We start from the raw sequence: 24505 nt of genomic DNA, 5'->3' as shown, positions 1-24505 counted from the left end.
TGCCGGGATGGCGGTTTCATCGTGGGATGCCATGAACTTCATTCTTTACTCGGACGTCAACGACAGCTCCATCAGTCAGAGCCTCGGTCGTCCCGAATACAGTTATTACTTCGTGCTCAAGGCTTATCGCCCGGTGCTCGAAAGCCTCGGGCGGGTGCATGTGGTGTCCTCCACCGCCGAGGTCGATCCTCTCTATCGACAATTGCTGGCCACCGGCGAAGACAGCCTGTTCCTGTCGTTCACCCCGCCGCAGAAAACCCCGAACGATCTTGAATGCCCGACGATCTGCGTGGTGGCCTGGGAGTTCGACTCCATTCCCGATGAGCAATGGGATAACGACCCACGTCAGGACTGGACGCAGATGCTGGCGCGCCAGGGCCGGGTCATCACGCTTTCCAGCCACACGGCCCGGGCGATTCGGCGGGCCATGGGCGAAGATTTCCCCGTGCTGGTGTTGCCCACGCCCTTGTGGGAGAACTTCGCGGCCATTCGCAGCCACCACGCCAGCGCGCCGGTGAATACCGGTTCGACGCTGGAGATCAAAGGCTGCATCTTCGATACGCGCACGCTTGGGCTGTCTGCCGACGCGCTGATTCCCGTACCGCCGAGCGCCGAGGAACTGGCGGCGCTGGAGGCATTGAAGCCGCCGCCGTTGACGCTAAAACGTCGCTTCGTCATCGCTCGCCATTACCTGCACATGTGGCGTCGGGACATGGGCAAAACGCTGCCCGTCCCGGTGCATCGCACGCACTTTCTGAGCCAGTGGTATTGGGAAGGCATCCGCGATCTTCTTTCCGATACCGCTCATGCACGGCTCGCCGAGTATCTGCCGGCTATCGCTGGCCCGCAGACGATGGCCGTGCCGGAGCCTGCACCGCGGGATTGGCCGGACACCACTTCCCGGGTTGAAACCCAGGTGGATGGCGTGGTGTACGTCACGGTGTTCAACCCCCGTGACGGTCGCAAGAACTGGCATCAATTGATCACCGCATTCTGCTGGGCCTTTCGCGAAACGGATGATGCCACGCTGGTGCTGAAGATTACCCAGAGCGACCTGTCGTCCTACTACGACGAGCTGATGACCTTGCTCGCGCAACTCTCGCCGTTCGCCTGTCGGGTGGTGGTGATGCACGGTTACCTGGATGATCCGCAATACGCCCGGTTGTACGAAGCCGCCAGTTATTACGTCAACGCGTCGCGCTGCGAGGGGTTGTGCCTGCCGCTGATGGAGTTCATGGCCAGCGGTAAGCCGGTGATCGCCCCGGACCACACCGCCATGGAGGATTACATCGATGAGCGTGTGGCGTTTGTGGTCAAGTCCAGCGAAGAGCTGACCATCTGGCCACAAGACACCCGGATCATTTACCGGACCCTGCGTTATCGCCCGGACTGGGGCTCGCTGAAAACCGCCTACGAAAACAGCTACCGGACGGCCAAGGAGCAACCGCTGGAGTACCGGCGCATGTCGGGCGATGCGGTCGAGCGCATGCACGACTACTGCGCCTTCGCCCCGGTGCAGAAGCGCCTGGCGGATTTTTTCGGGCTGACGCCGCAGGCTTTGCCGGCAGCGGCCGTGACGGATAACGCCTCATGCTGATCATCATTCATTCGGAAACCAACCAGCACACCATCGCCCAGAACCTTGGCCGTTCGGAGTACAGCTATTACTTCGTGCTCAAGGAATACCGCCCGGTGCTGGAACGTCTGGGGCGTGTGGTGGAAGTCAGAGACCCGCAGACCGAAGTCGATGCCTTGTACCGCGACGCGCTGTCCCGAGGTGAAGACTGCGTGTTCCTGTCGTTCTCGCCGCCGCATTGCACGCCGGTGCACTTCGCCTGTCCGACCTTGCCGGTGTTTGCGTGGGAATTCAGCACCATTCCCAACGAACCCTTCGCGGGTGAACCGCGCAATGATTGGCGCGAGGTATTGCGCGCTTCAGGCGCGGCGATTACCCATTCCAGCTACACGGTAAACGCCGTGCGCGAGGCGATGGGCGCCGACTATTCGATCGTCGCGGTGCCGGCGCCGGTGTGGGATCGATTCTCGGCACGCGGCGCCCAGTTGCAACGTCAGCCACTGGCGAGTCAGGTGCGCCTGAAGATCAAAGGCCTGGTGGCCGACAGCCGCACCCTGGACTTGCGAGCCTTTGGGCCGGCGTCGTTACGCGAAGGCGAAGGTATCGATTTCGAAGCACCGCCCCGTGAACACGAACTGGTGCTCGACGGCGTGATTTACACCTCGGTGTTCAACCCGGGTGATGGGCGCAAGAATTGGGAAGACATGCTCAGTGCCTTCTGCGTGACGTTCCGGGAGGTGGATGACGCGACACTGGTGCTCAAACTGACCCACCACGATGCCGAAGAAGCGCTGACCGACATCCTTCACCATTTGTACAAAAACCAGTCCTATCGCTGCCGCATCGTGCTGATCTACGGCTACCTCGCGGATTCGGACTACGAGCACCTGGTGCAGGCAACCCGCTTTGTGGTCAACACCTCCTACGGCGAAGGCCAGTGCCTGCCGCTGATGGAGTTCATGTCCTGCGGCAAACCGGCGGTCGCGCCACGCACCACGGCGATGATCGATTACCTGGATGCCGATAATGCGTTTCTGATCGACTCCACCGACGAGCTGACGGCCTGGCCCCACGACCCGCGCAGGGCGTTCCGAACCCTGCGTTACGTGACGAACTGGGAATCGTTGTGCCGCGCTTATCGGGCCAGCTATGACGTCGCCAAAAACGACGCCGAGCGTTACGCGCAGATGTCCGCGCATTCGGTGGCCAGCCTCGAAAAATTCTGCAGCCAGGCCACCGCCGAGCAACGACTGAAAGCCTTCTTCGCGCAGCTCCTTGAAACCCGCGTCGCTCCGGATACCCGCGAAGCATGATCCGCGCAGTGTTGAATGGGGTGGAAAACAGGGCAACGTCCAGGAGGACGGCATGAATAACGACAGACGGATCATGGACATCGAGTTGTTGCGCGGCATTGCGGTGCTCGGTGTGTTGTTTCATCACCTGCAAGACAGCCTGTTTGCGGCCCCGGTGCCGCTGTTGCAATCCATCACCGCGTGGGGGCAGCCGTGGTGGGGCGTGGATCTGTTTTTCGCCATCTCCGGGTTTGTCATCGCGCGCAGCCTGATCCCGGCGTTGCAGGGTTGCAGCACCCGTCAGGAGTACTGGCAGCAGACGCGTAACTTCTGGCTGCGCCGGGCCTTTCGATTGCTGCCGTCAGCGTGGTTGTGGCTGGCGCTGATGTTGCTGGGCTGCATTTTTCTCAATCGCTCCGGAGCGTTCGGCACGCTGCACGCCAACCTTCAGGCGACCCTGGCCGGGGTCGCGCAGTACGCGAACTTCCGCTTCGCCGACAGCTTCTATAACTATGAGTACGGCACCAGTTTCGTGTACTGGAGCCTGTCGCTGGAGGAGCAGTTCTACCTGTTGTTTCCGCTGCTGATTCTGATCTGTCGCAAGCACCTGGTCTGGGCCTTGCTGGCGCTGGTCGCGGTGCAGTTGTTCACGTTGCGCACACCGATCTTGATGGTGGTTCGCACCGATGCGCTGGCACTCGGCATCCTGTTGGCGATGTGGAGCGCGCAACCCTCGTATCTGCGCTGGGAGCCGACGTTCCTGCGCCGTCCATGGGCCGGGGTGACAGCATTGGTCGCGCTGTCGCTGGTGCTCAGTTTCATGGCGACGGATCGCTTCACGTTCACTCATTACCGCATCGGCACGATCGCGTTGTTGTGCGCGGTGCTGGTCTGGATCGCTTCCTACAATCGCGACTACCTGCTGCCACGGGGCGTGTTGAAGAACCTGATGACGTGGGTCGGCAGTCGCTCCTACGGGATCTATCTGATCCACATACCGGCTTATTTGCTGGTGCGCGAATTCACGTTCCGCTTGCAGGGCGCCGGTCTGCCCAATCCCGGCGGCCATCCGATCCTGACACTGATGATTGCTGGCGGTTTGATCGCTTTGTTGAGCGAACTCAACTACCGCTTCATCGAAATGCCTATGCGTAACCGCGGTGCCTCGCTGGTCAAACGCCTGGGCACGTCCCGAACAGCCGCCCAAACCTCTGGAGCTACCTCATGCTGAGCCTTTTGAAGAAACTCACGGCGGGTACGCCCGTTCCCGTGGCGCCTGTGGCGGACACGGTCGAGAAGGTCGATCCGTACATGCTCGGCCTGCACGACGCGATGCTCAGCGGCTGGTTCAATCAGCAAACCGGCGAGCTGTTCACCGGGTTCCCGGTGACCGCCGAAGACACGCTGCTGGACGTTGGCTGCGGTGACGGCGGTAACGTGCATTTCTGCGGCATGCGCGGGGCGAAGATCATCATCGCCGACATCGACGCGGCCAAGGTCGAAGCCACCCGACAGCGCCTGAGCGACACACCGGCGCGTGACGTCGAATGCCACGTCACCGACTGCAACCCGCTGCCGATTGCCGATGCGACGGCCACTCGCGTGGTGTCCACCGAAGTCATCGAACACGTGGACGATCCGGCGCAGTTCCTCGCAGAACTGGTGCGTGTCGGCAAACCGGGCGCGTTGTATTTGCTCAGCGTCCCGCACCCAAGCTCCGAAGACCTGCAAAAAGACATCGCCGCGCCCGAGTATTTCCAGAAGCCCAACCACATTCGCATCATCAGCGAAGAGCAGTTCAAGGCGATGGTCAGCGACGCTGGCCTGGAAGTGCTCAGCCACAGCCAGTACGGGTTTTACTGGTCTATGTGGATGCTGTTGTTCTGGGAAGCCAAGGTCGATTTCAGCAATCCTGACCACCCGCTGCTCAACCACTGGGCCGACACGTGGCAGGCCATTCTGGCGTCGCCCCGTGGCGCGCAGATCAAACAGGCGCTGGACGCGGTCGTGGCGAAAAGTCAGGTGATCATTGCCCGCAAGCCCTTGGTGTAGCCACTCTCTGTAGCCGCTGCCTTGTGGTGAGAGGATAAATCCCCTCACCACAAAGGCTTGCTCCCACAAGTTTTGTGTACCCTGTAGCCCTGTGTTTCCAGGATCAGGGATTTCATGTTGTTAGTTCGTCTTTCTGTCCTGCTTGTTGCTCTGGCGCTGCTCAACGGTTGCGAGCAAACAGACGCGCCGCCGCTCGATCAGCAGCTCTACGTCTGGCAACGGCAATGGACGTCAGCCCATGACGCCGCCCTGCAAGACAGTCGCGCGGACTTTTCGACCTTGCGGGTGCTGGCCTTGCAGGCGTTTCCTCAGGCGGGCTGGAGCCGGGCGCGAATGGATCCGGCGTTGCTCAAGCGCGATGGCCGACCGCTGATTGCGGTGATTCGCCTCGACGGCCAGCTCAATTCGCTGGATCAGGACGACGTCACGACGCACATCCAGCAAGTGCTCAGCGAGTGGCAAGGGCAGGGGCTGACGCTCTCCGGCGTGGAAATCGACCACGACGCCGGTAGCGCCCGGCTACCGGCTTACCGCGAATTTCTTACTCACCTGCGCGCGGCTTTACCCACCGCTTTGCCGTTGAGCATCACCGCATTGCCTGCCTGGCTCGACAGCCCTGAATTGCCGGCACTCTTGGCGACCGTCGACAGCAGCGTGTTGCAGGTGCATGCGGTGAGTGATCCGCGTCGTGGTCTGTTTGATCCGGAACAAGCCAGGAAATGGGTAAACGCCTGGAGCCTCATCACCTCAAAACCCTTTTACCTGGCGCTGCCCGCCTATGGCGTGGCCCTGTTGCCGGGCGCCAGCGGTGCGCCGGTCGTGGAAAGCGAAGTGCCTGTCGGGCGAGCCGGCCAACGCCGGGAATTGCTGGCGGATCCCTTGCAACTGAGCGCACTCGCCGCCGAGTTGCGCGCCGATCCACCGGCGCATCTGGCCGGTCTGATCTGGTTTCGTCTGCCGCTGGCGGGTGATCGTCGGGCCTGGAGCCTGAACACGCTGAGGGCCGTTGCTCGCGGAGATTCGCTCAATAGTCGGTTAAGTTTGAAACTCATCGCGCAAGACGACCTCTATGACATCAGCGTCAGCAATCAAGGCAACCTCGACAACGCCTGGCCCGAACGCGTCACTCTGGCGGTTCGCGGCTGCGACGGTGCCGATGCGCTGGCCGGTTACGCATTGCAACAAAGCCCGGATCTGCTTACCTTCACCCGCCTGCGCGACGGCCGGATACCGGCCGGCGAGCAGCGCGCCATCGGTTGGGCTCGCTGCGCACACATTGATCAAGGAGGTTCGAATGTTCACCCGTAACTGGCCCCGCCATGTGCTTTGCCTGAGCCTCAGCCTGCCGCTGGGTTCGGCGTTGGCCTGCGGGCCGGACTTCCCGATGCGCTTGCTGGACAACCGCGCCCAGTCGCTGGCGGAGCTGCCGGAAGGCAACTTCCAGTTCGAGATCAATCGCCTTGGGCATGTGATCGCAGGGCTCAAGAACGTCGAGTCGTCCCCTTACGGCCTAGAGGCAACCGACTACGCCGAGCAGCGGGACAAGGCCGAACAGGCCGGGTTGACGGCGGAGCAGCAAGCCCTGGTCAAACAGTTGCGCGCGCTGACCGAGGCCCGTCAAGTCGAGACCCAGGGCGCGAGCCTGCCGGCCGAGCTTCGTTTCTATCTGGCGGGTGCGGTGGCGTTTAACGCCGGTGATCATGCGCTGGCCGCCGAGTACTTCCAGAAAGTGCTGGCGCTGCCGGCGGATCAACGCGCCTTGCGCAGCACCTGGGCCGCTTATTCATTGGGCCGGACGCTGTTTGCCCAGAGCGCCGAAGCAGACGCAGCGCCTGACCTGTTGGCACAGTCGCGCAAAGCCTTCGGGCAGGCCCGTCAGCTGAGCATCGACGGCTTCAGCGACCCGCTGGAACTCGGTGTCGCCAGCCTCGGCGAGGAGGCCCGCGTGGCGCGCACCGCTGGCGACTGGAACAGCGCCATCAATCTGTACGCCACGCAAAATCGCCACGGTTCGGCGGTGGGTTACACCTCGCTGAAGCTGTTGATGGCGGATCTGCTGGCGATGCCTGAAGATCAGTTGACCGAGTTGCTCAAGGGCAAACCGGTGCAACAACTGGTGACGGCGTCGCTGATCAGTCGCCTGGGCTGGTCATTCGGTGATCAACCGCCGAATGAACTGAAGCTGATCAAACTCCTGCAAAGCAGCACCCGGGGCAGTCTGGACAACGCGGACCGGCTGGCGGCGATGAATTATCAACAGGGCGATTACACCAGCGCCAAAGCGTTCCTTGAGCATGCCGGGGACGGCGGTCTGGCGTGGTGGTTGCGGGCGAAACTGGCGTTGCGTGAGGGTGACAAAAGCGCAGCGGCTGCGGCGTATGCCAAGGCGGCCCAGGCCTTCCCGCAGAACGAATCGTGGGGCGAGCGACGTACGCCTGACTATGATTTCGAAAGCCTGCAACCCAAGTGCCGGGTCGAGGGTGAAAGCGCGATCCTGGCGCTGCAACGCGGGGATTACTTGCAAGCGTTCGATCAGCTTTATCGCAGCCAAAGTATCTATTGGTTCGATGCCGCGACCGTTGCCGAGCGCGTGCTGACCGTCGATGAGCTCAAGCATTACGTTGACACCCAGGTGCCGGCGCCGCCAGCGCTCAGCCAGCAGGATCGCGACAACTACGTGCCGTTGCCGGTGGCGGCGCAACTGCGCAATCTGCTCGGGCGTCGATTACTGCGTGAAGAGCGCTACGACGAGGCGCTGGTGTATTTCGACAACCCCGATCTACAGAAAAAGGCCCGGTTGTATGCGCAACAGCGTCAGCTCGCTGATTCAGCGTGGTGGCCGACCAAGCGTGCGTCTGCTCTGTTCAACGCAGCCTGGACGGCACGCGAGTGGGGCATGGACATTCTGGGTTATGAAATGGCCCCGGACTACGCCACGTTTGGCGGCAATTACAGCCTGGAGACGACTGAACTGAAGGTCGGCCCCTTGGTGGCCGAAAGTGAAGTCCAGCGCCAGCAAGCCAGTGCCGCGAAGCCCGACGAGCGCTACCACTATCGATTCGTCGCCACGGCCTTGGCCAACCGCGCCGCCGATAACCTGCCTCACACCAGCCAGGCTTTTGCTGCTGTGTTGTGCTCGGCGGCGGGGTGGAACAGCAGCCTTCAAGACCAAAGTGCGCTGTACCAGCGCTATGTCAAAGAAGGGCCCTACGTGGATTGGGCGGTGGATTTCGGCCACCAGTGCCCGTATCCCGACTTCGAGAATGCCAGCAAACGATATGTAACCCAGGCGACTGACGCCGCCCGTTCGGCGCTGCGGCCGTACAAGTGGCCATTGCAGATCGGTGGTGTTATCGCGGTGACGGCCGCGGCGCTGGTATTGATCAACCGGCGGCGCCGTAAAGCGCAGTAAGGCTCATGCCTGTTGAACAAAGGTCAGCCGCACCGCGAAGCCGATCAACAGGCTGCCGAACACCCATTGTTGCAGGCGCTGGGCCGAGGGGCTGCGTTGCAGCCAGCGGCCCAGCGCGGCGCCGGTCAAGGCATAGGCGCTGTCGAACAGCAAACCGACGCCGACCAGCAGTATGCCCAATACCGCAAATTGCGCGAGCACCGGTCCGGCGTGAGGGTTGATGAACTGGGGCAATAACACTGAGCAGAACAGCAACGCCTTGGGGTTGAGCAGGTTGGTCAGCAAGCCGCGCTGGATGGAGGCCCGCCAGCATGGTTTTTCGCCGGTTGCGTCTGCGCCATCAAGGTTCGGCAACATCGTGGTTCGCAGGCACTGAATGCCGATCCACAACAGGTAGGCGGCTCCCGCCAGGCGCACCACGTCGAAGGTCCACGGCGCAGCCTTGAACAGCGCCGCCAGCCCCAGCGCAGCCAGCGCCACATGACATCCACGAGCAATGCCCAGACCCACCGCCGTTGCCAACGCCGCGCCTTTGCCCTGACGAGCGCCGGTTTGCAGGAGCAGGATCATGTCCGGGCCGGGCAACAGATACACCACTGCCAGCGCCATGAAAAACAGCCAGAGTCCTTCCACGTTGCACCCCATTCGTTGTTGATTCGGTAGCGCCAGTCTAGGGTTGAAGGGCGGGGCAGGTGCTTGCGAAGTCAGCTTCTAAACGCTGGGTAATTGGCATAACCTGCCACTTTGTGACGATCAAACCATCAGGATCTGCCAAGCCATGAAGCTGGATGCCTACGACCGCAAGATTCTCGCCGCCCTGCAACGGGACGGGCGCCTGAGCAATGTGCAATTGGCCGACGAGATCGGTTTGTCCGCTTCCCCCTGTTTGCGTCGGGTGCGGATGCTGGAGGAGGCCGGCGTGATTCGCGGCTATCAGGCCAACCTTGATCGTGACGAAGTGGGGCTTGGGCTGACGGTGTTTGTCGGGGTCAAGGTTGAGCGCCACAACGATGAGCAGGCCGAAGCCTTTCGCCTGGCCGTCACCGCACTGCCGGAGGTGATTTCGGCATTCCTGGTGTCAGGGGAATCGGATTTTCTGCTGCAAGTGGTGGTGCCGGATCTACGCGGGTATGACCGCTTTCTCACCGAGCGCCTGCTGAAATTGCCGGGTGTAAGTGATATCCGCAGCAACTTTGCGATTCACACGGTGAAGACGCCGGGGGCGTTGCCGTTGGGGCATTTGCCGCTTTAGACCGAGCAGGATCGTTCCCACGCGGACGGTTCGACGCCTCGACGTGGGATCGATCATCTGGCAGGCGGGCTCACATCTGCGTCGCCATCCCCTCCACATTCATCGCCGCCTGACGCAACGCCTCGGACCGCGTCGGATGCGGATGGCACGTCAGCGCGATGTCCTCCGCCGAAGCGCTGAACTCCATCGCGACGCAATACTCACCAATCATTTCGCTGACGCTCGGTCCGACCAGGTGCACGCCGAGAATTTCGTCGGTGCGCTCATCGGCCAGCACTTTGGCGAAGCCTTCGGTTTCGTGGTTGATCTTCGCCCGGCTGTTGGCGGTGAAGGGGAATTTGCCGACTTTGTACGCGCGACCTTCTGCCTTGAGCTGCTCTTCAGTCTTGCCGACGCTGGCCAGTTCAGGCTTGGTGTAAATGACATTGGGGATCAAGTCATAGTTGACCTCGCCCGCCTTGCCGACGATTTGCTCGATGCACACCATGCCTTCATCTTCGGCCTTGTGGGCGAGCATCGGCCCGGACGTGACATCGCCGATCACCCACACGCCCGCAGCGTCGGTGCGATGGCCCTTGTTCGCGAGCATGCCGCGCTTGTCGGTGGTGAGGCCGACGTTTTCCAGGCCCAAACCCTCGGTGTAAGGCCTACGGCCGATGGACACCAGCACGTAATCGGCCTCAATCGTCTCGGCAGTGCCGCCCGCCGCCGGCTCCACGCTGAGCTGAACGCCGTTTGCGGACGGGGTGGCGCTGGTCACTTTCGAGCTCAACTTGAAGCTGATGCCCTGTTTGCTCAGCGAGCGCTGCAGGGTTTTGCCCGCCTCAGCATCCACACCGGGGCAGATCCGGTCGAGAAATTCGATCACGGTCACCTGGGCGCCCAGGCGGCGCCACACTGAACCCAGTTCCAGGCCGATCACGCCGGCGCCGATCACTACCAAGTGCTTCGGCACTTCGGCCAGCGACAGCGCGCCAGTGGAATCGAGGATGCGTTTGTTATCGATCTGGACGCCGGGCAGGGGAGTGGGCTCGGAGCCGGTGGCGATGATGATGTCCTTGGCACTCAGTTCGGTCTTGCCGCCCTGGCTGTCGGTCACCGTCACTTTGCCCGGCCCGTCGATGTGGCCCCAACCTTTGATCCAATCGACTTTGTTTTTGCGAAACAGAAATTCGATGCCCTTGGTCAACCCGGTCACGCTTTCATCTTTCTGCTTCATCATCTGGGCGAGGTTGAGAGTGGGTTTGACCTCGATTCCCAGGTTGGCGAATTCCGTTCCCATGGCGGCGTCGTAGAGTTCCGAAGCATGCAGGAGTGCCTTGGAGGGCATGCAGCCGACATTCAGGCAGGTGCCGCCGAGGGTCGCCCGACCTTCCACGCACGCTACTTTCAGGCCCAGTTGGCCCGCGCGGATCGCTGCGTTGTAACCGCCGGGGCCACCGCCCAGTATCACGACGTCATAAGTGCTCATGGATGTACTCCTGGACTGAAAGGGAAATGGGCTGGGTAAACGTAGTCTTTGATTAAAATTATGAGCGTAATATGTGCGTTTACGGCTATTTCGGTCAAGGCTTCAGCGTAGCGACAGGTTGGGCATCTTTAGATAGAGCGATTTAGTACAAAAATTTCACCACTTTCGTTATATCGTAACGAATTGCGATGTGGCCAATGATAAGCACTGGGGTGGTATGCAAGTCGATCTCGAAGTCGATGGAACGCAGGTAGCCGGGCTGCCGCGCTTTCAGCAGGCGGTTTTTCAAGGGCGGCGATTGCGTCAGTTCTCCATCGGCCTGAGTGCCTTGGCGGCGGTCGGGTTGGTGTTGGCGTTTTTTGTCGGGCTGTTTGCGCCGTTGTCGCTGTGGGCCCCGTTGCTGGTGAATCAGAGCGCCGGTTTGCTGGTGCTGATTGCCGGCCTGCAATCGGCATGGTGGGTGACTCAGTGGCGCGCGCAAGCGATGAATCCGCCGCTGCCAGAGGTTGTTTCGGATGAAACCGTTGCCCCCGATGGCTGGTATGAGCGACTGCTGGAGCGGCTCGGTCAGCGCTGGGTGCGCTTGCTCGGGCAGATCGGCGCACCGACCCTATGGCTCGCCGGTTGGGCACTGTTGGCGATCTACAGCATCAGCCAATTCTGGAACCTCGCGTTGGCGCCCGCAGCGTTGGGATTATCGGCAAGTGTCGGTGCCGTGCTGTCGTTGTTGCTGGCCTTCGGTTTGCTGGTGCTTGAGCGTCAGCTCGCCCAAGAGAACGTCGCCCAATGGCCAGAAGCGGGGCAGTTGGCGCAACTGAGCCGGGTGGCGATCATTTGCCTGGTGCTCAGCGCGTTGTGTTTGTTGTTTGGCAGCGAAACTTCGGTCTGGCCAGTACGCCTTGCCGTGTTGATCGGGTTGCTGCCGGGACTGGTCGCGGCCGAGTTGCTGCTACGCGCCATGTTGTCGTTGTTCAGTCCTCGCCGTGAACACTTTGAACCGACGTTGCTGGCACGAAGTGTTGTCGCCGACATGCTGCGCTGGCCGCCACAACCGTTGCTGGCGTTGCAGCACGAACTGCATAACCGCTTCGGTATCGACTTGCGGCAGATCTGGGCCTTCACCTATATGCGTCGGGCGTTTTTACCGGTGATGGCGGTGGTGGCGATTGTCGGGTGGTCGCTCACCGGTGTTCACGAAATACCCCTGCAAGGGCGGGGCATCTACGAACGTTTCGGCAAACCGGTGGAAGTGTTCGGTCCGGGTTTGCACGCCGGTTTACCGTGGCCGCTGGGTCGGGTGTTGAGCGTTGAAAACGGCGTGGTTCACGAGTTGGCAACAAGCGTTGGCGAAACATCGGTGCCGGTCGTCCTGGAGCCTGCAGAAGGCCCGGCGCCGGCGATTGCCAATCGCTTGTGGGACGCCAGCCATGTGAACGATAAATCCCAGGTGATCGCCAGCAGCCGTGCCGACAAGCAGAGCTTTCAGATCGTTAACATGGACGTGCGTTTTGTTTACCGCATCGGTCTGACCGATCAAGCGGCGTTGGCTGCGACGTACAACAGCGCCGATGTACCAACGCTGATTCGCAGCACTGCCAGCCGGATTCTGGTTCACGACTTTGCCTCGCGGACCCTCGACGGTTTGCTTGGCGAGGACAGGGTAGGGCTGGCCGAGGAGATCGGCCGCGCCGTGCAATCTGATCTGCAGAAGCTCGACAGCGGTGTGGAAATTCTCGCCACCGTGGTGGAGGCGATCCATCCGCCGGCCGGTGCAGCCAACGCTTATCACGGCGTTCAGGCGGCGCAGATTGGTGCCCAGGCATTGATCTCGCGTGAGCGCGGGGCAGCAGCGCAAGCGACCAATCAAGCGCAGTTGCAGGCCAGCATCGCTCGCGATCAGGCGAGCGCCAGCGCGCATGAAATCAACTCCGCCGCGCAGGCGGCTGATCTGAAATTCACCGCCGAACAAAAAGCCTATGCCAGTGCTGGCCAAGCGTTCTTGCTGGAGCAGTATTTCAGCCAACTGACCCAGGGTCTGGCTAACGCCAAATTGCTGGTGCTCGATCATCGTCTGGGCGGCACCAGCAATGCACCGACCATCGACCTACGTACCTTCACGCTGCCGGCCGATCCTGCGTCGCCGCACAACAGCGCTCAGCCAGGAGCTGCCCATTGAGCCAGTCGCACTCTCACGATCATGACGACCACGCCGGCCACGATCACGGACATGGCGGACATCACCACGGTCACCACCATCATCACGGTGATTCACAGGAAGCCGGTCCATTCCCGTGGCGGCGCATGGGGTGGGCGGCGTTGCTCGTGGCATTCGCCATCGCGGCAGCGAGTCTGGTGCAGGTTCGCTCGGGGGAGGCCACGGTGATTACTCGCTTCGGTAATCCGTCGCGGGTGTTACTGGAGCCGGGTCTCGGATGGCGCTGGCCGGCACCGTTTGAAGCGGCCATTCCGGTCGACTTACGGCTGCGCACCACCTCCAGCGGTTTGCAGGATGTGGGAACGCGCGACGGATTGCGCATCATTGTTCAGGCCTACGTGGCGTGGCAGGTTCAGGGCGACCCGGACAATGTGCAGCGCTTTATGCGCGCCGTGCAGAATCAGCCGGACGAAGCGGCGCGGCAGATTCGCACGTTTGTGGGGTCGGCACTGGAAACCACCGCGAGCAGTTTCGACCTGGCCAACCTGGTCAACACCGACGCCAATCAGGTGCACATTGCCGACTTCGAAGCGCAGTTGCGTAAACAGATCGATCAGCAGTTGCTGAGCACGTATGGCGTTCGCGTGCTGCAAGTGGGTATCGAGCGTTTGACCCTGCCGTCGGTGACGCTCACCGCCACCGTCGATCGGATGCGCGCCGAGCGTGAAACAATCGCCACCGAACGCACCGCCATCGGCAAGCGTGAAGCCGCGCAAATCCGGTCCGCGGCTGAACGAGATGCGCGCATCGTGCAAGCTGATGCGACGGTGAAAGCTGCCGATATCGAAGCCCAATCCCGCGTCGAAGCCGCGCAGATTTACGGCCGTGCCTACGCCGGTTCGCCACAGCTTTACAACTTGCTGCGATCCCTCGATACATTGGGCACGATCGTCACCCCGGGCACCAAACTGATATTGCGCACTGATGCCGCACCTTTCCGGGTGTTGGTTGACGGTCCACCGACCCTCGATAACAAGTCCGGGTCACAGCCATGAATTTAGTTCCACGTGGAACACATGAGTTAAGCAGCCCCTGGATTCAGGCTGGGCGATTGGCTTTTTTGGCGCTTTACGGCGTGACCGTTCTGGCTGCGTTAGCGTGGGCATTCTCCAATGTGCGGCAGATTGATCCTCAGAATCGGGCGGTGGTCCTGCACTTCGGCGCGCTGGATCGCATCCAGAATGCCGGTTTGCTATTGGCCTGGCCGCGCCCGTTTGAGCAAGTGATTTTGTTGCCGGCAGCTGATCGGGTGATCGAGCGTCGGGTGGAGAATCTGCTTCGTAGCGATGCTGCGTTGCAGGCCGATCGGGTGGCGTCTTTCGCGACACCGCTGAGCGATGCGCTCGCTGGATCGGGCTATCTGCTGACCGGTGACGCGGGCGTGGTACAGCTGGATGTGCGGGTTTTCTACAAGGTCACCGAACCTTATGCCTTCGTGCTTCAAGGTGAACATGTTTTGCCGGCACTCGATCGGCTGGTCACCCGCAGCGCCGTTGCCCTGACGGCCGCGCGAGACCTGGACACCATTTTGGTGGCGCGGCCGGAACTGATCGGTAGCGACAATCAGGCGGCAGAACGTCGCGAACGTCTGCGCGGTGATTTGGTGCAGGGCATCAATCAGCGTCTGGCCGAGCTGACCACGACGGGACAGGGCCTGGGTATCGAAGTGGCGCGAGTCGACGTGCAATCGAGTCTGCCCGGTCCAGCGGTGAACGCTTTCAATGCGGTGCTGACCGCCAGCCAGCAAGCGGACAAAACCGTCGCCAATGCGCGCACCGAGGCCGAGAAACTGACCCAGGCCGCCAATGAACAAGGCGACCGGACACTGCAAGTCGCCCACGCCCAAGCGAGCGAACGGCTGGCGAAAGCTTCGGCTGATACGGCCACGGTGTTGAGCCTGGCCCAAGCGCAACAACAGGGCACTGACCCGCAAATGTTGCTGCGTATCTACCGCGAGCGGATGCCGAAGATTCTCGGCCAGGCCGGCTCAGTAACGACGGTCAATCCGAAAGATGATTCCCGCCTGATCATTCAGGGAGCAGCGCAATGACCACCTCAACCGCCGCCGCACCCAGCCTGTTGTCCTCGGCTGAACAACGCAGCGCTGCACGCCAATTAACCTTGGCCATGCTTGCCCTTGGCTTGCTCAGCCTCGGGTTGATCTGGCGCTGGCTGTCACCGGAGCAGACGGGCGTCAGTCAATTGCTGTTGGGTTTTGCATCGTTGTTGGTGGCCGTGCCAGTGATGCGTTCGGCGTGGTACAGCCTGCGATATCCAAGCTTGCACGGGATCACCGATCAGCTGATTGCCCTCGCCATGCTCGGTGCCTGGGCGACGGGTGATCTGCTGACTGCTGCGTTGCTGCCGATCATCATGATCTTCGGCCACGTGCTGGAAGAGCGCAGCGTGATGGGTTCCCAGGAAGCGATTCGTGCGCTCGGCAAACTGACCCGCAGTCACGCTCGCAAGGTTCAGGCTGACGGAGCCATCGTCGAAGTCGACAACGGAACCCTTAAAACCGGCGACATTGTCGAGGTACGTGCGGGCGACCGAGTGCCGGCCGATGGTCGGGTGTTGTCCGGTCAGGCAAGCCTCGACACGGCATCGATCACCGGTGAGTCGGTGCCGATCGAGGCAGGTGTCGGCATGCAGGTCTTTGGCGGCGCGATCAATCTCGACGGTTTGCTGCGCCTCGAAGTGACCCGCACCGGCAACGAATCGACCCTCGGTAAAGTCATCGCCCTGATGCAAAGCGCCGAGCGTTCGAAGCCGCCGATCACCCGTTTGCTTGAGCGTTACGCCGGCAGTTACATGGTGTTGGTATTGCTGTTGGCCGCAGTGACCTGGTTTGTCACCAATGATGCCCAGGCGATGCTCGCGGTGCTGGTGGCGGCGTGTCCTTGCGCGTTGGTGTTATCGGCGCCGGCCACGGCGATTGCCGGCGTGGCGGTGGCGGCGCGGCACGGGATTCTGATTCGCAGCTCGGCGTTCCTGGAAGAGTTGGCGGACCTCACGTCGCTGGTGGTCGACAAGACCGGAACCCTGACGTTTGGCACCTTGCGCTTGCAGTCCATCGACAGCCCGCTGGAGGACCGCAGTCACGTGCTTAAACTCGCTGCGAGCCTCGGCTCGGCCAGCAGTCATCCGGTGAGCCGTGCGCTCGCCGGGTTGGTCACTCAGGAACATTTTCTGCTGCTGTCGGACATCCACGAGCGCCAGGGCCTGGGCGTGGTCGCGATGACGGAGCAGGGCGAAGCAGCGCTCGGCCGTCCAGAGCTATTCGCGCAACTGGGCATCGCCACTTCGGCGGTTCCCGAACACGATGGCCCGATTGCCGGGCTGGCACTCAACGGTGAATTCCTGGCCTGGCTGTTGCTGGCAGACAGCGTCAAACCTGAGGCGCGTTTTGCCTTGAGTGAATTACGTGAACTGGGTTTGGGTCGCCAGTTGTTACTTACGGGCGATCGGCAAAGCGTCGCACACACGCTGGCACGGGATGTCGGCATTACCGATGTTGAAGCGCAGGCACTGCCTGAGGACAAACTCAACCGGGTGCTGACGGAAATCGGCAACGGCTTCCGGCCGATGGTGGTGGGGGATGGCATCAACGATTCGCTGGCACTCAAGGCCGGCGTCGTGGGGGTGGCCATGGGCGCGGGTGGCGCGGACATCGCGCTGGCGTCGGCGGACATTGTGTTGATCGGCAGCGACCTGCGTCGCCTCGGCACCTGTGTCCGGTTGAGTCGCCAATGTCGGCAGACCTTGCAGGTCAACGTGATCATCGGTCTGGGCTGGACCCTGGCGATTGTCGCGTTTGCGGCATTCGGCTGGCTCGGTGCTGCGGGGGCGATGATTGCAGCGTTGCTGCATAACCTCAGTACGTTGTTGGTGCTCGGTAATGCGGGGCGTCTGCTGCGCTTTCAGGAGCCTTTGCTGAAAATTAAAGACGAGGCTTGAACGCTTCTAAACCAGGGCTATGAGGGCAAAACCGAGTTTTTAGAACTGTGCATCAAATTTGTAGTCATCTAGGGTAAGGACCATCTGCTTTTGTGGACGCACGACGGCTGGTTTAAGCGCCGCGAGTTATAGAAAAACGCTATTAAATCGATAGCCAGCTATTTTTCTAGGATGGTCTACCCTCACATCAGACGTCTGAAACAAGGGGGACTTTCCATGCTCGCGCAACTTCCACCGGCCTTACAGAATCTGCAGTTACCGCTACGCCTGCGACTCTGGGACGGCCATGAATTCAACCTGGGGCCGACGCCCAGCGTCACTATTGTGGTCAAGGACCCACAAATGGTTACCCAGTTCACTCATCCCAGCCTGGACGCGCTCGGAGCGGCGTTGTCGAAGGCAAGCTGGAACTCGAAGGCTCCATCAGCGACGTGATCCGCGTTTGTGATGAATGGAGTCAGGCGTTGTTGAGCGAGGACGACGACAGTCAGCCTGTGCGCACGTTCCACGACAAGGAAACCGACGCGAAGGCGATTTCCTACCACTACGACCTTTCCAATGCGTTTTATCAGCTGTGGCTCGACAGCGACATGGCGTATTCCTGCGCCTATTTCGAGACCGGCAGCGAAACGCTGGAGCAAGCCCAGCAAGCCAAGTTCCGCCACCTGTGCCGCAAGCTACGTCTGCAACCGGGTGAATACCTGCTGGATGTCGGTTGCGGTTGGGGAGGGCTGGCCCGTTTCGCGGCCCGCGAGTTTGGCGCGAAAGTGTTCGGGATTACCCTGAGTAAAGAGCAACTGGCCCTGGCCCGTGAAAGAGTGACCGCCGAAGGCCTGGACGATCTGGTTGAACTGCAACTGCTCGACTACCGCGATCTGCCTCAGGACGGGCGCTTCGATAAGGTGGTCAGCGTCGGCATGTTCGAACACGTCGGCCACGCCAACCTGGCCGAGTACTGCAAGACCTTGTTCGGCGCAGTGAAAGAGGGCGGCCTGGTAATGAACCACGGGATCACCGCCAAGCACACGGATGGCCGACCTGTAGGGCGCGGTGCCGGGGATTTCATCGAGAAATATGTGTTCCCCAACGGCGAGTTGCCGCACCTGTCGATGATCTCCGCCGAGATCAGCGAAGCGGGGCTGGAGATCGTCGATGTCGAGAGCCTGCGCCTTCACTACGCGCGCACCCTGGACCATTGGAGCGAACGCCTGGAGGACAATCTGGAAGCGGCTTCAAAACTGGTTCCGGAACAGGCGCTGCGGATCTGGCGGTTGTACCTGGCGGGATGCGCTTACGCGTTCGCCAGAGGCTGGATCAACCTGCACCAGATCCTCGCGGTGAAAGCCCACGCCGATGGCAGCCATGAACTGCCTTGGACGCGAGACGACATCTACCTTTAGAGAATCGGTGAAATAAGCCGGGCGATCCGCATGCCGACCTGTTGCAGGCGGCGGGTCTCCCGGCTTTCTTCTTTGGCGATCTCGTGGGCCTGGGCGAAGTCATCATTGAGCATCTGTTCCACCTCGGCGGCAAACGCGCTGTCGACGGTCAGTAACATCACTTCGAAATTGAGCCGGAATGAGCGGTTATCCAGGTTGGCGCTGCCTATGGCGCTGATTTCACTGTCGATCAACACCACCTTCTGATGCAGGAAACCCGGCGCGTACCGAAACACGCGCACGCCTGCGCGCACGGCTTCGAAAGCATAAAGGCTTGAGGCCGCGTAAACGATTCGGTGGTCCGGTCGTGAGGGCAGAAGCAGCCGCACATCCACGCCTCGAAGAGCGGCCAGTCTCAACGCAGCGAACACGGCTTCGTCGGGGATGAAGTAGGGGCTGGTGATCCACACCCTTTCTGTTGCCGCATGGATGGCTTCGACGAAGAACAATGAACAGGTTTCGTAGGAATCGGCCGGGCCGCTGGCGAGTAATTGGCAGAGCACACCGTCGTCCGGATACACGTCCGGCAGGATCAGTGGTGGCAATGATCGCGCCGCCCAGAACCAGTCTTCGGCAAACGATTCCTGCATACAGGCCACCACCGGCCCGCATACCCGCACGTGGGTATCGCGCCAGGGCGCCAGCGGCGGTTTCTCGCCCATGTATTCGTCGCCAACGTTATGCCCGCCGACGAAGCCCAGAATCCCGTCGACCACGACGATCTTGCGGTGATTGCGGAAGTTGACCTGGAAGCGGTTAAGCCAGCCGCTGCGGGTGGCGAAGGCTTTGACCTCTACGCCGGCATCGCGCAACGGCTGCACGTAACTGTGGGGCAGGGAATGGCTGCCGATGCGGTCGTACAGCAAGTGTATGGCCACGCCTTCTGCGGCTTTCTTCAGCAGCAGGGTTTGCAGGCGCTGGCCGAGGCGGTCGTCGTGGATGATGAAGAATTGAATCAGCACCGCTTCCTTCGCGTTGTCGATGGCTTCGAAAATTGCGTCGAAGGTGGCTTGGCCGTTGATCAGCAAGCGCACTTCGTTGTTCGCCAGGCACGGCATGCGCCCCAGTTTCGGCATCGCCCGCAGGGACGCGTAGGCGTTGGAGGCGCGTGCGGTCAGCGCCTCTTCTACCCAGGGGCGCCAGTTGAGCTCTGAGATCGCCTTGCGCATTTCCTCGTTGGCCTGGCGCCGCGCCTTGATGTAGCCATCGAAGGTGCTGCGGCCAAAGACCAAGTACGGAATAAGCGTGAGGTAAGGCATGAAGATCAACGACAGGGCCCAGGCGATAGCGCCCTGGGCGGTCCGGACGGTGAGTACGGCGTGGATGGCTGCGATCAGGCCCAGCGTATGAAGCAGTGCAATCATGTAGCCGAAAATGTGCGGTCCAAAGTAATCCATGGGGCAGCCTTGCTCCTGAAGATTCAATGCTTAACAGACCATGTTCCGTGCAGAATGTCGCTATTTAATTGGCCCATGAACTGAAGCCTGTGGCTGACGTCTAACGGCCACTACTGATCAGGAGTTACTCGATGAACGTTCGTCTGCTGGGTTTGGCCGTGGCTTTAGGTTTAGCAGTTCCCCTGGCCGCTCAGGCGCAGATGCTGCAGCCAGGTTTGTGGGAGTTGACCACGAGCAACATGAAGGTCGATGACCAGAACCTGCCGGACTTGCAGCTGATCCTCGGCCAGTTGCAGGGCCAGATGACCCCGCAACAGCGTGCGCAGCTGGAGAAGCAGGGCATCACCATGGGCGGAAAGGGGATTCGGGCGTGCCTGACGCCGGAGCAAGTGAAGTCAGACAATATCCCGCTGACGGACCCGCAATCGGGCTGCAAACAGGAAATCACTGACCGCAGCGGTAATCAGTGGAAATTCCGTTTCAGCTGTCCGAAAGCGCAGGGCGCGGGAGTCGCCACTTTCCTCAGTGATCGTGAGTTCACCACCAAGGTCAACGGCACGTTTAATGCGACCGGCCTTCAGCAGAAGGGTAGCCTCGATACTCGCGCCGTGTGGTTGGGTCAGGATTGCGGGACGGTCAAGCCGAGGGCTTAAAAGCTTCGCGGGCAAGCCTCGCTCCTACAGGGTCGATGCAGATCCTGTGGGAGCGAGGCTTGCCCGCGAAGGAGCCGGCTCAGACTCTCGCAATGCCAATTGACCTCAACCACTCACACACCGCATCAACCGCCATCCTGCCGAAATCCTCTCCGGTGCGGCTGCGCACACTGACAAACCCGCCGGCTTTTTCTTTCTCACCGATCACCACCAGATACGGCACTTGCTGACTGTGCTCGCGGATCTTGTGGCGGACTTTCTCGTTGCGCAGATCGGCACGAGCGCGCACGCCACCCCGGCGCAACGCCTCGGTCACCGACTGTGCGTAATCCGCCTGACGCTCGTCCATGCTGACAATGATCACGTGCAGCGGCGCCCGCCAGTCATCCAGTTCCTGTTGGCTGGGCCAGCACGTTCCATAAATCCGTTGTGGCGCGGTGCCGCTGATGTGATCGAGCGCGAATGCCTGCAACACCCGGGTTGCGGGAACATGCGGCCCCACTGACAGACACTCGAAGTCCCCAAGGAGATAGGGCAATGACTTTTCCGGGGGCGTCGATCCGGGTGGCGGCTTTCTGCGCCGGATCGAATGGTTGGTTGCAGCCAGGGTCCTCATGCGCGCTTCGATACCGGCCAGGTCGACCAGGTGTAACAGACGCTCAAACGCAAACTCGTAGAAGAAGCCATCACCCATCGCCGATCCGATCTGTAATTGCGCTTTTGGATAGAGTTGCTTGATGGCCACTGCCAGCATCAATGCGCAGGAGCGTCGCAAGATCTCCAACCCATCGGGCTCCTGAGGCGTGACGATGCCGACCCGGGCATCGGCCTCGATCATGAATTCACAGTCCACCAGAACACCGTCCACCCGACCAGCCACGGCCGCTCTGGCCAGCGCGGCACCGATGCTCGCGGCGAATTCATACACCGACAACGGCTGGTCGTATTCACGCAATGAACCATCGCTCAGGGTGATGTGAATCATGTCGGTGCTCTCGAGTGCAATTAACGCGCGTTAGCGCATAAACCGTAGGGGTAAACCCTGGCAGTTGTCATTAAGACGTTTGTCGTGCCAGGCGATTTGCCCCGATACGATCGTGGTGCTGACGCTGTGGCGAAAACGCTGGCGAGCGAAGGGTGTCCAGCCGCATTGCGACAAGATCGGCTGCCTGGAAACGGCTACGCCCTCTGGCTCGGCTTTGATCAGAACGAGGTCGGCCCAGTAGCCTTCGCGCAGATAGCCACGGTCGGGAATGGCAAACAGATCAGCCACGCGATGACTGGTCTTGGCCACGAGGGCAGTTATCGGCAGCACTTCGTCGATCACCAGTTCCATTAACGCGGGCAGGGCGTGTTGCACCAATGGCAATCCGGACGGGGCCTGGTGGTAGGGCCGTTGTTTTTCCGCCCAGGTGTGCGGCGCGTGATCGCTGCCGATGACGTCCAGCCGATTGCTCATCAGGGCTTGGCGCAGGGCATCACGATCGGCCTGGGTCTTGATCGCCGGATTGCATTTGATCAGGTTGCCGAGGCTCGGGTAGTCGCGATCATCGAACAGCAAATGATGCAGGCAGACTTCGGCGGTAATGCGCTTATGTGTCAGCGGTTTGTCTTCGAACAATGCCAGTTCACGCGCGGTGGTCAAATGCAAAACGTGCAGGCGGGTGCCGTGTCGCCTGGCCAGGTCCACGGCCATTGAGGACGAACGAAAGCACGCTTCGGCATCGCGAATCTGCGGGTGCACCGAGGCGGGAATGTGCTCCCCTAAACGCTCGAGGACTTTTGCAGCATTGGCTTCGATGCTGGGTGTGTGTTCGCAATGGGCCAGCAGAAGGGTCGGCACCTCGGCGAACAATCGTTCGAGCGTCTGCGGATCGTCCACCAGCATGTTGCCGGTAGAGGCGCCCATGAACACTTTCACACCGGCTACTTCACAGGGATTGAGCGCCGCCACGGTGTCGAGGTTGTCGTTGCTCACGCCGAAGTGAAAGCCGTAGTTGGCGACGGAGTTGATCGCTGCTCGACGCTTCTTGTCATCGAGTGCCGCGAGGGTCAGGGTTGCCGGATTTGTATTGGGCATGTCCATGAAACTGGTGATGCCGCCCGCCACGGCCGCCCGCGATTCGGTGTAAAAGCTACCCTTGTCCGGTGCCCCGGGATCTCGGAAATGCACCTGGTCATCGATCATTCCAGGCACTAGCCACTGTCCTTGTGCATCGATTTCGACGTGGGCATTTTCTCCGTGGATACTGCCCGCGATCTTCACGATCCTGCCGTTGCTCACCAGCAGGTCGCCATCGAATTCCCGACCTTCGTTCACCAATCTGGCATTGCGAATCAGCACGCTGCTCATGGTTAAAACTCGTTCTGCAGGGCTTTGTAGCCGCGCACCAGGTCGACGTTGGTGCGCGCCACGTCCTCGGAAAATTCCGAGGCACTGACGCTCACCGGTGGGAACTGCGACAGGTCGGTGTTGAGGCCGATACGGGTGGTGGAGGGCACGTAGAAGTCTTCGGGCAAGTCACGACCGTCGACCACCGAGTTGTGCCGCACCACGCAGCCATCGCCGACCGCGCAGTTGAACAGTACGCTGTTGAAACCGATGAACACTCGATCGCCAACCGTGCAAGGGCCATGAACGATGGAGCGGTGAGCGATTGAACTGAACTCGCCAATGGTCACCGCCGCGCCGGACTTGGAGTGGATCACCACACCATCCTGAATGTTCGAGTTGGCGCCGATAGTGATGGGCTCCATCTCGCCTGACGCGTCCACTTCGTCAGCCCGAATGACGGCGTAGGGGCCGACGAAGACGTTTTCGCCAATCACCACCTTGCCGCAGATGATCGCAGTTTTATCCACATAGGCGGATTCCGCAATCAGTGGCAAATCGCCTGAGGGGTTCTTGCGGATCATGGCTTGCTCAACGCGTCGTAGAGGGTGTTGAGGTTGTATTCGAACAGGCCGGCAAAGGTACTCGCCGGACCGCTTGCGGCGAGCGCATCGGAGTACAACGTGCCACCGATGTGCGCGCCGCTTTCATCGGCAATCTGCTTGAGCAGACGGGCGTCCTTGATGTTTTCCATGAACACCGCTTTGACCTTGGCCTGACGAATCTGGGTGATCAGTGCAGCGACTTCCGCAGCTGAAGGTTCGCGTTCCGTCGACAGGCCTTGCGGCGCCATGAAGTCGATGCCGTAGGCCTGGCCCAGATAACCGAACGCATCGTGAGAGGTGACGATCTTGCGATTGCCCGGTGGTAGCGAACCGAGCTTGGCCTTGGCTTGGGCGAGCAGTGCGTAGATCTGTTTCAGGTAGGCCTGGCTGTTGCGTTGGTAGTCGGCTGTGTTCGCCGGGTCGGCGGCGATCAGCGCCTTGGTGATGTTGCTGATGTACAGCTCGGTGTTGGCCAGGTTGTGCCAGGCGTGAGGGTCGGGCACGGTCTCGCCGTCTTCATTCAGGGAGCGCGGGATGACGCCGTGGCTCGCACTGATGACGGAGGCCTTGGTCTCGGTGCTGGTCACCAGGCGGTCCAGCCATGGCTCGAAACCCAAACCGTTTTTGATGATGAGTCTGGCCTTGAGCAAGGCTTTGGCATCGTCCGGAGTTGGCTCGTAGGTGTGGGCATCGGCGTCAGGACCGACCATGTTGGTGATCTGGATATGGTCGCCGCCGACGTGATGGGTCATGTCGGCAAGGATGCTGAAACTGGTGACCACCTGAAGTTTTTCCGCCGCAGACAACGACATCGACAGCATCAGACTGAACAGCACGAGTAAAGCGCGCATC

At 61.0% G+C, this 24505-nt stretch carries 19 protein-coding genes and 1 pseudogene; 13 read left to right on the top strand and 7 right to left on the bottom strand.

Translation table 11 applies throughout. The features are described 5' to 3' along the window. Window positions 1–31 precede the first annotated feature (31 nt). The 6 genes from RHP74_RS31125 (at window position 32) to RHP74_RS31100 (ending at window position 8332) form a co-directional block, all read left to right on the top strand. Complete coding sequence (locus tag RHP74_RS31125; RefSeq protein WP_224795532.1) at window positions 32–1597, top strand: glycosyltransferase; 1566 nt, start codon at window positions 32–34, stop codon at window positions 1595–1597. Further along, on the top strand, window positions 1591–2889 hold the full coding sequence (locus RHP74_RS31120) for a glycosyltransferase (protein WP_010465425.1): 1299 nt from the start codon (window positions 1591–1593) through the stop codon (window positions 2887–2889). Before RHP74_RS31125 ends, RHP74_RS31120 begins: the two co-directional genes overlap by 7 nt. 52 nt (window positions 2890–2941) lie before the next feature. Next, window positions 2942–4099, top strand: coding sequence for an acyltransferase (locus RHP74_RS31115; RefSeq protein WP_311097004.1), 1158 nt, complete (start codon window positions 2942–2944; stop codon window positions 4097–4099). After that, window positions 4093–4920: a class I SAM-dependent methyltransferase gene (locus tag RHP74_RS31110; RefSeq protein ID WP_010465420.1), complete on the top strand. Its 828-nt coding sequence runs from the start codon at window positions 4093–4095 to the stop codon at window positions 4918–4920. Before RHP74_RS31115 ends, RHP74_RS31110 begins: the two co-directional genes overlap by 7 nt. A gap of 114 nt (window positions 4921–5034) precedes the next feature. Further along, window positions 5035–6228: a DUF3142 domain-containing protein gene (locus RHP74_RS31105; RefSeq protein ID WP_311097003.1), complete on the top strand. Its 1194-nt coding sequence runs from the start codon at window positions 5035–5037 to the stop codon at window positions 6226–6228. Then, entirely contained in the window at window positions 6215–8332 is a 2118-nt protein-coding gene (locus RHP74_RS31100; protein ID WP_102594442.1) for a hypothetical protein, read from the top strand. The genes RHP74_RS31105 and RHP74_RS31100 overlap by 14 nt, the downstream gene beginning before the upstream one ends. A gap of 3 nt (window positions 8333–8335) precedes the next feature. Here RHP74_RS31100 and RHP74_RS31095 read toward each other — a convergent pair whose 3' ends face one another. Further along, complete coding sequence (locus tag RHP74_RS31095) at window positions 8336–8965, bottom strand: LysE family translocator (protein ID WP_311097001.1); 630 nt, start codon at window positions 8963–8965, stop codon at window positions 8336–8338. A gap of 145 nt (window positions 8966–9110) precedes the next feature. On the opposite strand from RHP74_RS31095, the gene RHP74_RS31090 reads away from it, so the two are divergent. Beyond that, complete coding sequence (locus RHP74_RS31090) at window positions 9111–9584, top strand: Lrp/AsnC family transcriptional regulator (protein ID WP_010465412.1); 474 nt, start codon at window positions 9111–9113, stop codon at window positions 9582–9584. A 70-nt stretch (window positions 9585–9654) separates the two neighbouring features. Here RHP74_RS31090 and lpdA read toward each other — a convergent pair whose 3' ends face one another. Continuing rightward, on the bottom strand, window positions 9655–11055 hold the full coding sequence (gene lpdA, locus RHP74_RS31085) for a dihydrolipoyl dehydrogenase (protein ID WP_311096999.1): 1401 nt from the start codon (window positions 11053–11055) through the stop codon (window positions 9655–9657). A 217-nt stretch (window positions 11056–11272) separates the two neighbouring features. Here lpdA and RHP74_RS31080 point away from each other — a divergent pair, with 217 nt between their 5' ends. From RHP74_RS31080 to cfaB, 5 genes and pseudogenes are all read left to right on the top strand, one after another. Beyond that, the gene (locus RHP74_RS31080) at window positions 11273–13231 is read left to right on the top strand and encodes a protease modulator HflK (protein WP_311096998.1); all 1959 of its coding nucleotides are present in this window, start codon (window positions 11273–11275) and stop codon (window positions 13229–13231) included. Beyond that, window positions 13228–14265 carry a protease modulator HflC gene (locus RHP74_RS31075; RefSeq protein WP_311096996.1) on the top strand — a complete coding sequence of 346 codons (1038 nt, stop codon included), beginning with the start codon at window positions 13228–13230 and terminating at the stop codon, window positions 14263–14265. The genes RHP74_RS31080 and RHP74_RS31075 overlap by 4 nt, the downstream gene beginning before the upstream one ends. Next, window positions 14262–15320: a protease modulator HflK gene (locus tag RHP74_RS31070; protein ID WP_311096995.1), complete on the top strand. Its 1059-nt coding sequence runs from the start codon at window positions 14262–14264 to the stop codon at window positions 15318–15320. The genes RHP74_RS31075 and RHP74_RS31070 overlap by 4 nt, the downstream gene beginning before the upstream one ends. Continuing rightward, entirely contained in the window at window positions 15317–17227 is a 1911-nt protein-coding gene (locus tag RHP74_RS31065; RefSeq protein ID WP_311096994.1) for a cation-translocating P-type ATPase, read from the top strand. Before RHP74_RS31070 ends, RHP74_RS31065 begins: the two co-directional genes overlap by 4 nt. Window positions 17228–17443: 216 nt before the next feature. Then, window positions 17444–18627: pseudogene (gene cfaB / locus RHP74_RS31060) on the top strand (C17 cyclopropane fatty acid synthase CfaB). Here cfaB and cls read toward each other — a convergent pair. Next, window positions 18624–20063, bottom strand: a complete 1440-nt coding sequence (cls, locus tag RHP74_RS31055; RefSeq protein WP_010465398.1) for a cardiolipin synthase — start codon at window positions 20061–20063, stop codon at window positions 18624–18626. The pseudogene cfaB and the gene cls overlap by 4 nt on opposite strands. Before the next feature lie 131 nt (window positions 20064–20194). Between cls and RHP74_RS31050 the strand changes: the two genes are divergently transcribed. Further along, on the top strand, window positions 20195–20716 hold the full coding sequence (locus RHP74_RS31050) for a DUF3617 domain-containing protein (protein ID WP_010465397.1): 522 nt from the start codon (window positions 20195–20197) through the stop codon (window positions 20714–20716). Between the two features lie 79 nt (window positions 20717–20795). Here RHP74_RS31050 and RHP74_RS31045 read toward each other — a convergent pair whose 3' ends face one another. The 4 genes from RHP74_RS31045 to RHP74_RS31030 are packed head-to-tail and all read right to left on the bottom strand — an operon-like array spanning window position 20796 to window position 24504. Continuing rightward, window positions 20796–21701 (bottom strand): His/Gly/Thr/Pro-type tRNA ligase C-terminal domain-containing protein, encoded by a 906-nt coding sequence (locus RHP74_RS31045; RefSeq protein ID WP_311096992.1) that lies wholly within the window; start codon window positions 21699–21701, stop codon window positions 20796–20798. Between the two features lie 30 nt (window positions 21702–21731). Further along, window positions 21732–23069, bottom strand: a complete 1338-nt coding sequence (locus RHP74_RS31040; protein WP_154912720.1) for a dihydroorotase — start codon at window positions 23067–23069, stop codon at window positions 21732–21734. A gap of 2 nt (window positions 23070–23071) precedes the next feature. Beyond that, complete coding sequence (locus tag RHP74_RS31035) at window positions 23072–23632, bottom strand: DapH/DapD/GlmU-related protein (RefSeq protein WP_311096990.1); 561 nt, start codon at window positions 23630–23632, stop codon at window positions 23072–23074. Then, window positions 23629–24504, bottom strand: a complete 876-nt coding sequence (locus tag RHP74_RS31030; protein WP_311096988.1) for a metal ABC transporter substrate-binding protein — start codon at window positions 24502–24504, stop codon at window positions 23629–23631. The genes RHP74_RS31035 and RHP74_RS31030 overlap by 4 nt, the downstream gene beginning before the upstream one ends. Between the last annotated feature and the right edge of the window lies 1 nt (window position 24505).

The organism is Pseudomonas sp. SG20052 (assembly GCF_031766055.1).
Lineage (GTDB): Bacteria > Pseudomonadota > Gammaproteobacteria > Pseudomonadales > Pseudomonadaceae > Aquipseudomonas > Aquipseudomonas mandelii.
The sequence above is the reverse complement of the archived record's forward strand: the minus strand, read 5'-3'. Positions and strand labels throughout refer to the sequence as shown.

What these genes read in the sequence shown, in the direction of transcription:
- RHP74_RS31125 (WP_224795532.1), top strand. Translation starts at nt 32, where the DNA reads ATGAACTTCATTCTTTACTCGGACGTCAACGACAGCTCCATCAGTCAG.
- RHP74_RS31120 (WP_010465425.1), top strand. Translation starts at nt 1,591, where the DNA reads ATGCTGATCATCATTCATTCGGAAACCAACCAGCACACCATCGCCCAG.
- RHP74_RS31115 (WP_311097004.1), top strand. Translation starts at nt 2,942, where the DNA reads ATGAATAACGACAGACGGATCATGGACATCGAGTTGTTGCGCGGCATT.
- RHP74_RS31110 (WP_010465420.1), top strand. Translation starts at nt 4,093, where the DNA reads ATGCTGAGCCTTTTGAAGAAACTCACGGCGGGTACGCCCGTTCCCGTG.
- RHP74_RS31105 (WP_311097003.1), top strand. Translation starts at nt 5,035, where the DNA reads ATGTTGTTAGTTCGTCTTTCTGTCCTGCTTGTTGCTCTGGCGCTGCTC.
- RHP74_RS31100 (WP_102594442.1), top strand. Translation starts at nt 6,215, where the DNA reads ATGTTCACCCGTAACTGGCCCCGCCATGTGCTTTGCCTGAGCCTCAGC.
- RHP74_RS31090 (WP_010465412.1), top strand. Translation starts at nt 9,111, where the DNA reads ATGAAGCTGGATGCCTACGACCGCAAGATTCTCGCCGCCCTGCAACGG.
- lpdA (WP_311096999.1), bottom strand. Translation starts at nt 11,055, where the DNA reads ATGAGCACTTATGACGTCGTGATACTGGGCGGTGGCCCCGGCGGTTAC.
- RHP74_RS31080 (WP_311096998.1), top strand. Translation starts at nt 11,273, where the DNA reads ATGCAAGTCGATCTCGAAGTCGATGGAACGCAGGTAGCCGGGCTGCCG.
- RHP74_RS31070 (WP_311096995.1), top strand. Translation starts at nt 14,262, where the DNA reads ATGAATTTAGTTCCACGTGGAACACATGAGTTAAGCAGCCCCTGGATT.
- RHP74_RS31065 (WP_311096994.1), top strand. Translation starts at nt 15,317, where the DNA reads ATGACCACCTCAACCGCCGCCGCACCCAGCCTGTTGTCCTCGGCTGAA.
- cls (WP_010465398.1), bottom strand. Translation starts at nt 20,063, where the DNA reads ATGGATTACTTTGGACCGCACATTTTCGGCTACATGATTGCACTGCTT.
- RHP74_RS31050 (WP_010465397.1), top strand. Translation starts at nt 20,195, where the DNA reads ATGAACGTTCGTCTGCTGGGTTTGGCCGTGGCTTTAGGTTTAGCAGTT.
- RHP74_RS31045 (WP_311096992.1), bottom strand. Translation starts at nt 21,701, where the DNA reads ATGATTCACATCACCCTGAGCGATGGTTCATTGCGTGAATACGACCAG.
- RHP74_RS31040 (WP_154912720.1), bottom strand. Translation starts at nt 23,069, where the DNA reads ATGAGCAGCGTGCTGATTCGCAATGCCAGATTGGTGAACGAAGGTCGG.
- RHP74_RS31035 (WP_311096990.1), bottom strand. Translation starts at nt 23,632, where the DNA reads ATGATCCGCAAGAACCCCTCAGGCGATTTGCCACTGATTGCGGAATCC.
- RHP74_RS31030 (WP_311096988.1), bottom strand. Translation starts at nt 24,504, where the DNA reads ATGCGCGCTTTACTCGTGCTGTTCAGTCTGATGCTGTCGATGTCGTTG.